15 protein-coding genes and 1 tRNA gene are annotated in these 12,680 nt (G+C 61.1%); 12 read left to right on the forward strand and 4 right to left on the reverse strand.

Annotation, left to right across the window (positions count from 1 at the left end):
* Positions 1–18 precede the first annotated feature (18 nt).
* From C5L13_RS18460 to C5L13_RS18490, 7 genes are all read left to right on the forward strand, one after another.
* Positions 19–240, forward strand: a complete 222-nt coding sequence (locus tag C5L13_RS18460; RefSeq protein ID WP_105384729.1) for a twin-arginine translocase TatA/TatE family subunit — start codon at positions 19–21, stop codon at positions 238–240.
* A 33-nt stretch (positions 241–273) separates the two neighbouring features.
* Positions 274–984: a Sec-independent protein translocase protein TatB gene (tatB, locus tag C5L13_RS18465; RefSeq protein ID WP_105384730.1), complete on the forward strand. Its 711-nt coding sequence runs from the start codon at positions 274–276 to the stop codon at positions 982–984.
* The gene (gene tatC, locus C5L13_RS18470; protein WP_105384731.1) at positions 981–1,805 is read left to right on the forward strand and encodes a twin-arginine translocase subunit TatC; all 825 of its coding nucleotides are present in this window, start codon (positions 981–983) and stop codon (positions 1,803–1,805) included. Before tatB ends, tatC begins: the two co-directional genes overlap by 4 nt.
* Positions 1,806–1,858: 53 nt before the next feature.
* Positions 1,859–3,142: a serine--tRNA ligase gene (serS, locus tag C5L13_RS18475; RefSeq protein WP_105384732.1), complete on the forward strand. Its 1,284-nt coding sequence runs from the start codon at positions 1,859–1,861 to the stop codon at positions 3,140–3,142.
* Positions 3,142–3,912, forward strand: a complete 771-nt coding sequence (gene surE, locus C5L13_RS18480; protein ID WP_105384733.1) for a 5'/3'-nucleotidase SurE — start codon at positions 3,142–3,144, stop codon at positions 3,910–3,912. The genes serS and surE overlap by 1 nt, the downstream gene beginning before the upstream one ends.
* A gap of 8 nt (positions 3,913–3,920) precedes the next feature.
* Positions 3,921–4,562 carry a protein-L-isoaspartate(D-aspartate) O-methyltransferase gene (locus C5L13_RS18485; protein WP_407070443.1) on the forward strand — a complete coding sequence of 214 codons (642 nt, stop codon included), beginning with the start codon at positions 3,921–3,923 and terminating at the stop codon, positions 4,560–4,562.
* A 160-nt stretch (positions 4,563–4,722) separates the two neighbouring features.
* Positions 4,723–6,327 (forward strand): LysM peptidoglycan-binding domain-containing M23 family metallopeptidase, encoded by a 1,605-nt coding sequence (locus C5L13_RS18490; protein ID WP_105384735.1) that lies wholly within the window; start codon positions 4,723–4,725, stop codon positions 6,325–6,327.
* A 102-nt stretch (positions 6,328–6,429) separates the two neighbouring features.
* Here the strand turns inward: C5L13_RS18490 and C5L13_RS18495 are convergent, their stop codons facing one another.
* Entirely contained in the window at positions 6,430–7,302 is an 873-nt protein-coding gene (locus C5L13_RS18495; RefSeq protein ID WP_105384736.1) for an ATP-binding protein, read from the reverse strand.
* 195 nt (positions 7,303–7,497) lie between these two features.
* Between C5L13_RS18495 and yajC the strand changes: the two genes are divergently transcribed.
* The 4 genes from yajC to C5L13_RS18515 all read left to right on the forward strand — a co-directional run bounded on the left by yajC (position 7,498) and on the right by C5L13_RS18515 (position 9,756).
* Positions 7,498–7,845, forward strand: a complete 348-nt coding sequence (gene yajC / locus C5L13_RS18500) for a preprotein translocase subunit YajC (protein ID WP_105384737.1) — start codon at positions 7,498–7,500, stop codon at positions 7,843–7,845.
* Between the two features lie 85 nt (positions 7,846–7,930).
* Positions 7,931–8,317, forward strand: a complete 387-nt coding sequence (locus C5L13_RS18505) for an Mth938-like domain-containing protein (protein WP_105384738.1) — start codon at positions 7,931–7,933, stop codon at positions 8,315–8,317.
* A 1-nt stretch (position 8,318) separates the two neighbouring features.
* Positions 8,319–9,173, forward strand: a complete 855-nt coding sequence (locus tag C5L13_RS18510) for a phytoene/squalene synthase family protein (protein ID WP_105384739.1) — start codon at positions 8,319–8,321, stop codon at positions 9,171–9,173.
* Positions 9,174–9,249: 76 nt separating this feature from the next.
* Entirely contained in the window at positions 9,250–9,756 is a 507-nt protein-coding gene (locus C5L13_RS18515; RefSeq protein ID WP_407070444.1) for a hypothetical protein, read from the forward strand.
* Here the strand turns inward: C5L13_RS18515 and trmFO are convergent.
* The 3 genes from trmFO to C5L13_RS18530 all read right to left on the reverse strand — a co-directional run bounded on the left by trmFO (position 9,734) and on the right by C5L13_RS18530 (position 11,846).
* Entirely contained in the window at positions 9,734–11,143 is a 1,410-nt protein-coding gene (gene trmFO / locus C5L13_RS18520; protein ID WP_105384740.1) for a methylenetetrahydrofolate--tRNA-(uracil(54)-C(5))-methyltransferase (FADH(2)-oxidizing) TrmFO, read from the reverse strand. The two genes, C5L13_RS18515 and trmFO, sit on opposite strands and share 23 nt — an antisense overlap.
* 168 nt (positions 11,144–11,311) lie before the next feature.
* On the reverse strand, positions 11,312–11,455 hold the full coding sequence (locus C5L13_RS18525) for a DUF1127 domain-containing protein (RefSeq protein ID WP_105372447.1): 144 nt from the start codon (positions 11,453–11,455) through the stop codon (positions 11,312–11,314).
* 244 nt (positions 11,456–11,699) lie between these two features.
* Entirely contained in the window at positions 11,700–11,846 is a 147-nt protein-coding gene (locus C5L13_RS18530; protein WP_105384741.1) for a DUF1127 domain-containing protein, read from the reverse strand.
* A gap of 729 nt (positions 11,847–12,575) precedes the next feature.
* On the opposite strand from C5L13_RS18530, the gene C5L13_RS18535 reads away from it, so the two are divergent.
* A tRNA-Leu gene (locus tag C5L13_RS18535) sits at positions 12,576–12,660 on the forward strand.
* Positions 12,661–12,680: the final 20 nt, after the last annotated feature.

Consider the following 12,680-nt stretch of genomic DNA (forward strand, 5'->3'; position numbering starts at 1 on the left):
TTTCTTATGGAGTAGACTATGGGTTCTTTTAGTGTGTGGCACTGGCTGATCGTTCTGGTCATCGTGCTCGTTCTCTTCGGACGCGGCAAGATTCCGGAATTGATGGGCGACGTCGCAAAAGGCATCAAGAGCTTCAAGAAGGGCATCACCGACGACGATGCTTCCGAAGCAAATGGTACGACGACTGCAAAGACGGTCGATCACAAGCCGGACGAGGCCAAGGAAACGACCCGGTCCTGATAACGGTGACCGGGCTCCAGGAGCCTCATTAGCATGCTTGATATCGGCTGGACCGAGCTACTTGTCATTGCGATCGTTCTTATCGTCGTCGTAGGTCCCAAGGACTTGCCGCCCATGCTGAGGGCGTTTGGCAAGATGACGGCTAATTTGCGCAAGATGGCGGGTGATTTTCGAACGCAATTCGACGAGGCATTGCGCGAATCGGAACTTGACGACGTCCGCAAGACGATCTCCGATGCACAACGGCTGAACCCGACCAACGCACTACGGGATGCCATCAATCCGCTGCGGCAGATGGGCGAGGAGATCAGGGCCGACCTGCAGAAGACGACCCATGTGGCGACGCCTGCTGCTGTTCCGACCGACATCGAGGCTCGGCAGGCGGTAGAGGGCGTAGCGACCGGCGAGCCGGCAGCCGAAGCGGAAACCGCGGCAAGTTTTCCGGCACCGTCCATGACCCTGCCGTCGACCGCGCCGCCGATCTCTGCGCCAGCCTCGGCGCCTGTCCAGCCGGCGGTTGCGACCACCGAAGCTCCGGCCGAAAAGCCGAAGCCGTCCCGCAGGAATACCGCCAAGGCCAAGCCTGCTGCGGCTGAACCGGCAACCACGGAAGTCGCGGCTCCAAAGCCGCCGCGCAGCCGCGCTGCAAGGCCGGCCCCGCAGGCTGTCGAGGAGATTGCCATCAAAGCGCCGACTCGCAAGCGCGCGACGAAGAAGACCGATACGCCGAAGGGTGACGCATGAGCGGTGACTATCAGGACAAACCGCAGCCGCTCATCGAGCATCTGATGGAGCTGCGCACCCGATTGATGTGGTCGATCGGGGCGTTTTTCGTCGCTTTCGTGGCCTGCTTCTTCTTCGCCAAGCAGCTCTTCAACCTGCTTGTCGTCCCGTACAAATGGGCGGTCGTGTGGGCGGGACTCGATCTGGCGAAGTCCGAACTGATCTATACTGCACCGCAGGAGTTCTTCTTCACCCAGGTGAAGGTGGCAATGTTCGGCGCATTGGTGATCGCATTTCCGGTTATCGCCTCGCAGCTTTACAAGTTCGTGGCGCCCGGGCTCTACAAGAACGAGCGGGCGGCCTTTCTGCCGTTCCTCGTCGCGTCCCCGATCCTTTTCTTGATGGGCGGCGCGCTGGTTTATTTCTTCTTTACGCCGATGGTCATGTGGTTCTTCCTCGCCATGCAGCAGGCGCCAGGGGAGGGTGATGTCGCCATCTCGCTGCTGCCGCGGGTGTCTGAGTATCTGAGCCTGATCATGACGCTGGTCCTGTCCTTCGGCCTGGTTTTCCAGCTTCCGGTCGTCACGACGCTGCTCGCGCGTGTCGGGCTGCTGACCAGCCAGTGGCTCCGGGAAAAGCGCAAATTCGCGATCGTCCTCGCCTTTGTGGTTGCCGCCGTGCTCACGCCACCGGACCCGATGTCTCAGATCGGTCTTGCGCTGCCAACCATCCTTCTCTACGAGATTTCCATCTACGCCGCACGACTCGTCGAGCGCAAACGTGCTGACCAAGCCCTTGCTGAGCAAGCCTCTTCGGACGTTGCGGAGACGGAAAAGGCTTAGCCTCCCGGTCCTGCTTGCGAGTTGGCGGCATCACGCTTCAAAGGCAAGGAACGATGCTCGATATCAAGTGGATCCGGGAAAACGAGGCGGCTCTGGACGAAGCGCTGAAGAAGCGCGGAGCAGAGCCCATGGCGGCAACGCTTCTGGCGCTCGACGACAAGCGCCGTTCTGTCATCCAGAAGCTGCAGGACATGCAGTCCCGCCGCAATGCCGCCTCCAAGGAGATCGGGATGGCGCTCGGACAGAAGAATTCCGAGCTTGCCGAGAAGCTGAAGGCCGAAGTCGCCCAGATCAAGGACACGATGCCCGCCGCCGAACAGGAGGAGCGGGAGGCCGTTGCCGCACTCGACGATGCTTTGTCGCGCGTCCCCAACATTCCGTTCGATGACGTGCCGGTCGGCAAGGACGAGCACGATAACGTCGTGAAGCACGTGGTCGGCGAGAAACCGCGCTGGAACCACGCCGCCAAGGAGCATTTCGAGATCGGAGAAGCGCTCGGCTACATGGATTTCGAACGTGCAGCCAAGCTTTCCGGTTCACGCTTCACGGTCCTCACGGGTCAGCTCGCCAGGCTGGAGCGCGCGCTCGGCCAATTCATGCTCGACATGCACACGACCGAGCATGGCTATACGGAGGTTTCATCGCCGCTGATGGTGCGTGACGAGGCCATGTATGGGACCGGGCAGCTGCCGAAATTTGCCGAGGATCTGTTCAGGACGACCGATGGTCGCTGGCTCATTCCGACCGCCGAAGTGACGCTCACCAACCTGGTGTCGGGGGAGACGCTGGAGCAGGAAAAGCTGCCCCTCCGCTTCACCGCACTGACGCCGTCGTTCCGCTCGGAGGCGGGTTCGGCCGGCCGCGACACGCGCGGCATGCTGCGCCAGCATCAGTTCTGGAAATGCGAGCTGGTGTCGATCACCGATGCCGACAGCTCGATCGCCGAGCATGAACGGATGACGGAATGCGCAGAGAATGTCCTGAAGCGGCTCGGACTGCATTTCCGCACGATGACGCTTTGCACCGGCGACATGGGTTTCGGTTCGCGCAAGACCTACGATATCGAGGTCTGGCTGCCGGGCCAGGATACCTATCGCGAAATCTCTTCCTGCTCCGTCTGCGGCGATTTCCAGGGCCGGCGGATGAACGCCCGCTATCGGGTCAAGGACGACAAGAACCTCAAGTTCGTGCACACGCTGAACGGTTCCGGCGTTGCCGTCGGGCGTTGCCTGATCGCGGTTATGGAGAACTACCTCAATGAAGACGGTTCCGTCACCGTTCCGGACGCCCTCCTGCCTTACATGGGCGGCATCACGAAGATCGAGCGGGTCGGCTGATGCGTATCCTGTTGACCAATGACGACGGCATCCATGCGGAAGGTCTTGCGGTACTGGAGCGCATTGCGAGACAGCTTTCCGACGATGTCTGGATCGTCGCACCGGAAACCGATCAGAGTGGCCTTGCCCATTCGCTGACGCTTTCCGAGCCGTTGCGTCTCCGCAAGATCGGCGAGAAGCACTTTGCCTTGCGCGGCACGCCGACCGATTGCGTCATCATGGGCATCCGCGAGATCCTGCCGGAAAAACCGGACCTCGTGCTTTCCGGCGTTAACGACGGCGCCAACATGGCCGACGACGTGACCTATTCGGGAACCATCGCCGGCGCGATCGAAGGCACGCTCCAGGGTGTGCGTTCCTTTGCTCTGAGCCAGGCCGTGCGCCGTGATAACGGTCGCTTCGCACCATGGGAGGTAGCGGAGTCCTTTGCGCCGGACCTGATCCGGAAGCTGAGCGACGTGGAACTGCCGGACGGCACGTTCCTCAACCTGAATTTCCCGAATTGCGAACCGAAGGATGTCCAGGGCGTCGAGGTGACGTCCCAGGGCAAGCTCGATTTCGGCCTGACGATCGACGCCCGCAACGACGGCCGAGGCCTGCCTTATTACTGGCTGCGTTTCGGCGAGCGGAAGGGCCATTTCCGCGACGGCACCGATATTCAGGCCCTCAAGGAAAACAAGATCTCTGTGACGCCGCTTAAGCTGGACCTGACCGATCATTCGGTTCAGGATCGTGTGGCCAAGGCATTGGGATTTGGAGCGACCGATTGAAATCGGGGATGGTCGAAAAGGAAGGTTTCGCGGCGCTGGTGCTGCGTCTCAGGTCGGAAGGAATTTCCGACCTCGATCTTCTGACGGCCGTCGAGCAGACGCCACGTTCGCAATTCGTGCCGGCGCCCCTGGCGGACGACGCCTATTCCAGCCGCACCGTCCCGATTGACTGCGGATCCTTCATGGAAGGCGCCGATCTCGCCGTCAGGCTTCTGCATCGCCTGCAGGTCAAGCCTGGCCACCGGGTGCTCGAAATCGGCACGGGCAGCGGTTTTACCGCAGCGGTCATGGGCCGCATCGCGGAGCGGGTTCTGAGCGTCGAGCGTTACCGCACTTTGGTCGCCGCCGCGCAGGAGCGCATGGATGCCCTGGATCTGCGAAATGTCGTCGTGCGCCAGGCCGACGGCAGCAACGGCATGCCGGGCGAGGGCACTTTCGATCGCATCTTCGTGACGGCCGCGTTTCCCTCGCTGCCGCGCTTTTATGCCGAGCAGCTTACCCATGGCGGCTCGATGGTGGCGCCGCTGATGATCGATGAAGAGACCTGCATGATGACGCGCCTTACCAAGACGGGCAGCCGATTCGAGCGGGAGGATCTGTTCACGGCGCCGTATCTGCCGATCATTCCGCACGTGGCCGCGGCTCTCTGAAGGGCGCGAGCTGTCTGTTGTTCCATGGCCCGGATCGCCTTCGGCGGTCATGGTTATCAATTTGACAAAAAAATCGATGCAAGGTCGCCGCCTTAACCGGGCGGTAAGACTAACGCGCTTTAATGACTCACACGATGGTTGCGTATCTGTAGGTCGAGTCATGCGTCATAAGAGTTCTCCGAAATTCGGTAAGTCAGTTGCTAAGTTCGCCGTGGCGGGGCTCCTCGCCAGTGTGGCGACGGGGTGCAGCTCGGATGCGACGCGCTTCTCGGGCCTCTTCTCCAAGTCCGACAATATTACCACGGCATCAATCCCTCAGCGTCAGGGTGGTGGAGCTTACGGTCAGGCGCCGACGCCGCGCGCCGACCTTGCCGGTGGACAGGCTCTGCCTCCGGTTCCGCAAAGCGACTACGGCTCGCGGAGCGCGGCCGTGAATCAGCCTTATCCGGCAAGTTCAGGCGGTTATTCTTCGCCCGCCCGTGCAGCTTCCGCCCCGGTCGCCGTTCAGCGTTCCGAGCTTGCAGCTCCAGGCGGTTCTGCTCCGAGCTCGGCGCCCGCAGCGCGTGATCCGGTCAATCGCCAGCAGGCCCTTGCGCAGCCATTCCCGAACGGCCAGGCCACGCCCAAGCTTGCGGCCCCGGCCGCTGCGTCAGCCAAGGCCGACAGCCTGACGACCGGTACCGTAAAGCCGATGTCCGGCTGGTCTACGGTCAATGCGCCGAAAGTGACGTTGAAGCCCGGCGAGACGGTGGCGACGCTCTCCAAGCGTTATGGCGTACCGGAAAAGGAAATCCTGAAGGCCAATGGCGGAGCGGTGGCGCCCGGCCAGAGCGTCGTGATCCCGACCTTCGGACCGGCGCGCAATTCGGCCAAGGTCGCCGCCGGCGACATCGACATTCAGAACAAGGCGCCTGCGCCGGCCCAGCAGCCGGAGCAGAAGGTGGCCGTGCTTCCGTCGCAGGCTCGAGACAAGGTGCTTGCAGAACCTGCCAAGCTCACGCCGCCGGGCGGCAAGCCGATGGGCGGTACCTATACGGTCAAGCCGGGCGACACGCTTACCAAGATCGCCAGAGAAACCGGTACCTCCGTCGACCAGCTCAAGGCGGCCAACGAACTCTCCGCCGGCGGTATCCGCGTGGGTCAGACGCTGAAGGTCGCCAAAGGCTCCGCAGCCCCAGTCGCCGATCCGGTCAAGACGGCATCCATTCCCCAGCAGCCGGCTGAAGAACCAGCCGCCTCGCCGAAGCCTGCCGTAGCTGCAGCGCCCGCTGCCGCGCAGCCGGCAACGCCTGCTTCGGCACCGGCCGCCAAGGCTCCCGTTGAAACCGCGTCGGTCTCCGATGTCGAGAAGAAGTCGGACGTTGCCGCCGCTGCACCGCAGTCCACGGGCATCAGCAAGTATCGCTGGCCGGTGAATGGCGCCGTCGTCGCCGGTTACGGCCAGAATGTCGACGGAAACCGCAATGACGGCATCGATATCTCGGTCCCGGAAGGTACGCCGATCAAGGCTGCCGAAAACGGCGTGGTGATCTATGCCGGCAACGGCCTGAAACAGCTCGGCAACACGGTTCTCGTGCGCCACGATGACGGTAAGGTCACCGTTTACGGTCATGCGGGCAACATCAACGTGACGCGCGGCCAGAAGATTACCCGCGGCCAGACGCTCGCCGCCTCCGGCATGAGCGGCGACGCCAAGCGCCCGCAGGTCCATTTCGAGGTCCGAAAGGACGCGACCCCGGTCAACCCGATTACCTTCCTTGAATAATGTAGTGCGTTTCAAGGGGACGGCGGAAAAGCCCGGCATTGCCGGGCTTTTCTGCGTTTAGGCGATTGTTCATCGAGAGCGGTGCTTTAACGGGGCTGGTTTTCAGTCGCGGTTGATCGGCTTGCGCAGCCGGCCGGCGAGATCCTGGATGTATTGCCATGCGACCCGCCCGGAGCGCCCACCGCGCGTCGTTGCCCATTCGAGCGCTTGCGCGTGCAATAGTCCACGATCCAGGCCAAGGTCGAAATGGTCGGCATAGCCGTCGATCATCGTCAGATAATCGTCCTGGCTGCATTTATGGAAGCCGAGCCACAGGCCGAAGCGGTCGGAGAGCGACACCTTTTCTTCGACGGCCTCGGAGGGATTGATGGCCGTCGACTGCTCGTTCTCGATCATGTTGCGCGGCAGCAGGTGGCGTCGGTTTGAAGTCGCGTAGAAGAGCACATTGTCGGGACGTCCCTCGATTCCGCCGTCGAGTGCGGCTTTCAGCGACTTATAGGCCGTGTCGTCGTGATCGAAGGAAAGGTCGTCACAGAAGATGATGACCCGATGGTCGGATGCTTTCAGAATGTCCAGGAGATCGGGCAACGAGGAAATGTCCTCCCGATGCACCTCGACGAGCTTGAGGGAGACGCCGGCCGTCGAGCGGACATCCTCGTGAACGGCCTTGACGAGGGAGGATTTGCCCATGCCGCGTGCGCCCCAGAGCAGCACGTTGTTGGCTGGAAATCCCTCGGCAAAGCGTTGGGTGTTTTCATGCAGGATGTCGCGGACGTGATCGACGCCGCGGATCAGCTTCAGGGCGACGCGGTTCGGGCGCGGCACGGGCGAAAGACGCCGGTTGGTCGGCACCCAGACGAAGCAGTCGGCGGCGTTCCAATCGTTGATTGCCGGCGCCGGCCCGGCGAGCCGCTCAAGGGCATCCGCGAGCCTGCGAACTTCGGTCAGGATCAGGGTATTGATGTCGTCGCTCATCGTATTCCTCCGCTCGTTCAGACGGCTTCGATGCTCTGGTTGCTGCGGTATCATGGCAGTTGATGCGTCAAAAGGCTGCGAGTAGTGGATTCGGTACTGTTCACAACCTGTTTCTGTTGCATTCCCGCCCATCACAACTATATTCCGGCGGCTTGTAACGGGGGCTAGGGTCTCCGGTAATCTTAGGAGTTCTCGATGTTCATTACCGAAGCGTTCGCCCAGGCCGAAGGCGCCGCACCCGGAGCCTCCGCATTTGGCTCCGGCCTTGAAATGCTGTTCCTTTTCGCCCCTTTGATGGTGGTCTGGTATTTCTTTCTGATCCGCCCGCAGCGTGCCGCTCAGAAGAAGCGTCAGGAGACGCTGTCGTCGATCCGGCGCGGTGATCAGGTCGTCCTCGGCGGCGGCATCACCGGCAAGGTGAGCAAGGTCATCGACGATTCCGAAGTCGAAGTTGAAATCGCGGAAGGCGTGAAGATCCGTGCCATGCGGGCCTATATCGCGGAAGTCCGGGTCAAGGGCGAGCCGGTGAAGACCGAAGCCTGATTGAGGCTGGCGCGCCCGAGGCGAGCTGTAGAAATCGGAAGGGCCGGATTGTCCGGCCCGAAACTTTTTAAGGTATGTGCGCGCCATGGCGAAAGGCATCGAAATCCGCGAAGCCCATTTTCCCGGTCGCGCTCCGATCGACGCCTATGGCAACGGTGGTTTCCGTTTTGCCGACATGTCGCATCGCGGCTCCTTGCTCTGCCTTCCGTCCGGCATTCACGGCTGGGATCTGCAGGAAGGCGATCCGCTGACCGTCGAGGCCTTCGCCAGGGTGTTGGCGGAAGCGGAAGGTATCGAAGTGGTGCTTGTCGGTACGGGTGCGAACCTGAAACCGCTTCCCGCCGATTTGAAGGCCGCCCTCAAAGCGAAGAGCATTGCTTCCGATCCGATGAGCACGGGCGCGGCGGTCCGGACCTTCAATATCATGCTGGCCGAATCGCGCGCCGTGGCGGCCGCCTTGATTGCAGTCTGATATGAGTGATTTTCCAAAAGAGACCGGCGACCTGTGTCTCTCGACGCTGCGGGATACGGACCGCGATCGTTACCTTGCCTGCCTCCTCTCGCCGGTGGACAAGCGCGGCGCGCTTGCCGCGCTCTATGCCTTCAACGCCGAGATTGCCCGCGTGCGCGATGTGGTGCGCGAACCAATGCCGGGAGAAATCCGCCTGCAATGGTGGCGTGACCTTCTCGAAGGCAATGCGCATGGCGACAGCGGCGGAAACCCCATCGCCGCGGGCCTGATCGCCGCCATAGAGATCCATCGTCTGCCTCGGCAGACGCTCGTCGACATGGTCGAGGCACGGATATTCGACCTCTATGACGACCCGATTACCGACCGGAACGCGCTCGAGGGATATGCTGGTGAAACGGCCTCGGCGCTGATCCAGCTTGCGAGCCTGATCCTCTCCGCCGAGGACGCCGCCCGATCCGCCGAAGCGGCAGGCCATGCGGGCGTGGCGCAGGCGATCGCCGGCTTCCTGCTGCTGATGCCGGTTCACAGGCAACGCCATCAACTCTATCTGCCGCTCGACATTTTGGCTGCTACCGGGCTTGATCGAGACGCTTTCCTACGCGGCGAGGACAAGCCGCGTATTTCCGCAGCGATCGATGCCTTTGCCGGCCTTGGCCTCGAGCATCTTGCCAAGGCGCGGAAAGCCGGCCGGGTGCCAGCCCCCGTCTTCCCGGCCTTTCTGCCGGTGGCGCTTGCCGAACCTGTCTTGCGCCGCGCGGCGCGAGCCGGGCCCGCTGCGCTCGACCTCTCCCTGCAATCGCCGCAATGGCGGCGCCAAATCAGATTGCTGAAGGCAGGTATCAACCGCCGGTTTTGAACGGACGCCAAATTCGCACAAGGCTCGTCGTTTAAAGCGGCCAAGGCATAGGCAGGCGCATCAAAGGAGAAGCGGCGTGAGTCCCGTCATTGTCTGGTTGATCATCTTCGTGCTCTTGATGGCGCTCGCCTACTACGTGACCCGTCTGATCGGCAAGGATCAGGAGGGCAACCGTCACGATACCGGCCTTGCCATCCTGGAATTCGGTCGCGCCTTTCCGAACGAGGCGATCCGTAGCTTGCACGTAACCGCCGATGCTGAGGCGATCTTCGTCCGGCTGTACGGCAGCAAAGCCGGCTTTATGCGCAGCCGCCGCAGCCACTACGCCTGCCACTTGATCGCTCCCGGCCGGGTGCGTGTCTTTCCGCTGCCGAACGCGAAGGGATTCAGTGTCGAATTCCTCGACGCGCCGACACAGAACGGAACCTTCGTCTTCTCTTCGGAAAAAGAGGCGGCTGAAGTCTCGCTCTGGCTGCTCGACAACTATGTCAATATTCCCGATCGCGGAGCCGACGAAACGTCGGAAGCGCCCGCTGAACCTGACGCCTCCGGCGGAAGCGTCAGTCCCGATCGAGCCAATTAGAGCAGTCCTGCAAGGCACGAGCCGCCAGCAACTGCCGTTTCATCACCGTCTTGTCCTTGCCGCGAAAACGCTTGACGCCTTCCGGTTTGACGATCGAGCCGGGCTCCAGCTCCGGAAACAATCCGAAATTGACGTTCATCGGCTGGAAGGAGCGTTTTCCCGGTTCGTCTTCCGAAACCAGATGGCCGCCGGTGATATGGCCGAGCAGCGAACCGAAGGCGGTCGTTGCCGGCGGGCTGACCAGTGGCTCACCCTTGCGCTCGGCGGCGGCGAAACGACCTGCCAGAAGGCCGATTGCGGCACTTTCCACATATCCTTCGCAGCCGGTGATCTGACCCGCGAAACGCAGACCCGCCCTGCTTTTGAGAGTCAGCGTCTTGTCCAAGAGCACGGGCGAGTGGATATAGGTGTTGCGGTGCAGGCCTCCGAGGCGTGCAAATTCCGCATTCTGCAGGCCCGGAATCATCCGGAAAATCTCCGCCTGCGCGCCATATTTGAGCTTCGTCTGGAAACCCACCATGTTGTAGAGCGTGCCGAGCGCGTTGTCCTGGCGAAGCTGCACGACGGCATAGGCCTTCACGGTCGGATTGTGGGCATTGGTCAGCCCCATCGGCTTCATCGGTCCATGACGCAGCGTCTCCCGGCCGCGCTCCGCCATTACCTCGATCGGCAGACAGCCGTCGAAGTAAGGTGTGCCTTCCCATTCCTTGAAGCCGACCGTATCGCCGGCGATGAGCGCGTCGACGAAGGCATTATACTGCGCTTCATCCAAGGGGCAGTTGATATAGTCCTTGCCTGTGCCGCCCGGGCCGACCTTGTCGTAACGCGACTGGTACCAGCAGATGTCCATGTCGATCGAATCGCGATGGACGATCGGCGCGATGGCATCGAAAAAGGCGAGCGAATCTTCGCCGGTCTCCGCCTGAATGGCGGTCGCGAGTGCCGATGAGGTGAGGGGGCCGGTGGCGATGATCGCCAGATCCCATTCCTTCGGCGGCAGCCCCTGGATTTCCTCGCGAACCACGGTGATCAGCGGATGCCTTTCGATCGCCTCGGTAACCGCTTCGGAAAAGCCGTCACGGTCGACGGCGAGCGCGCCGCCCGCAGGTACCTGGTTCCTGTCGGCCGAGGCGATGATCAAGGAATTGGCAAGCCGCATTTCCGCGTGGATGACGCCGACCGCATTGGCTGTCGCATCGTCGGAGCGGAAGGAATTGGAGCATACGAGTTCGGCCAGACCATCGGTCTTGTGGGCGTCGGTGCCGCGCACGCCGCGCATTTCATGGAGAATCACCGGCACGCCAGCCTGAGCGATTTGCCAGGAGGCTTCCGATCCGGCGAGGCCGCCGCCGATGACATGGATGGGAGAAAGGGAATTGTTGGTCATGGCCGGCTCAATATCATGACGTTTGCCTAACCCAAATCAAAAATGGGGCGGAATCAAAAAGGCACCTGATCAGGTGCCTTTGATACGTCCTTGGATGTTCTGCCTGGCATGCCGTTGGCTTTTCGCCGCTGCGGCGTCGCGCGGCGCAAATCCGGCTTGCTGGGCGGCTTAGCGGAAGGAGCGCGATGCGATGTTACGGATATCGTAACGGGTCAGACCGATGTCGTTGAGCGCCTGGTTGGAAAGGTTGCCAAGCTCGTTCATCGTGCGGCGGTAGCTGATCCAGTTCTTAGCGATGCGGATCGGGTTCATGGTCGTTTCCTCAAGATTTGTCCTGATGCTCTGTCGTCATCAGCGATGTCAGTCTTATACAACCGCATAATAAGAAAGTGCAGTGCAAAAAATATGCGACTGCCATGCAAATGTGCATGAGGTTGATGAATTTTACAGCTGAGCCTGAAAATCCGGCACGGAATGCAAAGGGCTGAAAATAAAAGAAAAGCGCCTCCCCGGAGGGAGGCGCTTTTAAAAGTCGGTGGTACCGGGCTTGGTCGGCTTAGAAGCCGACTGCAGTCCGTGCAACGCGGCGGATGTCTGCGCGGCCGATGCCGAGGTCGTTGAGTTCACGGTCGCTCATGCGGCCGAGCTCGTTGACGGTTTCGCGGTACTTGCGCCAGCTGGTGAGCTTCTGTGCGATGTTCATGATCTTGTCCCTTTCAAGGCCCTTGCCAGCAGCCCCTTCGGCGCTGACTTCAATCTCATGACCACTAATATATGTTGCGTTGCAAAAAGTAACAGCGCCTATTCGGTATGCCACCTATGCAGCCAGCGCATTACGAAACGATTAACCAATGCGCGGGGTGGGTAAACAATGGGCATTTTTGCACGGCTCTCCGGAAAATTGTCCTTTGCGGTGCAAAAAAATAACGCCCACCGGGGGAGGAGATCCGGTGGGCGTCATTTGTAACGACCGGCGATTTGGGAGGAGGAGGATCGCCAGTCCCATCGGGCTCACGCTGGGAGGAGGAGTGCGTCGCCCGAATTTCTGTCACGGGATCAGATCCCGAGGGCACCTTTCATTCCGAAACGGTTGCCAAGCCGTCCGAACCAGAGAGACTGGAGAACGTTCCAATCAATCTCTGTGTCTGCATATTACGAAGCCGTACGCTCATTGTGCAGTGCAATATGGGAATGGATGACATGCAATCCCCGCATGCCTTCATTCCAGTTGATTCCAATCTACACATTAGAATTTAATAAAAAGTTAAGCATCCGCGACGGCCGGATGGCAGGCCGCCGGGAGCATGTTTTCCGGGCTTTTGCGGAAGTGCCAAAAAACCGTCATTTTCCCTTTGCGCGCGCTGAAACGGGTGATATAGAGACGCGCGCTCCGGAAGGCCTCAGGCCACGAGGATTTTCGACGCGGTGGGGCGCGGGTATGGTGAAATTGGTAGACACGCCAGATTTAGGTTCTGGTGCCGCAAGGCGTGGGAGTTCAAGTCTCTCTACCCGCACCAGCACCGCCGGGAGTGCGGTC

It is taken from the genome of Neorhizobium alkalisoli, assembly GCF_002968635.1.
GTDB classification, from domain to species: Bacteria; Pseudomonadota; Alphaproteobacteria; order Rhizobiales; family Rhizobiaceae; genus Neorhizobium; species Neorhizobium alkalisoli.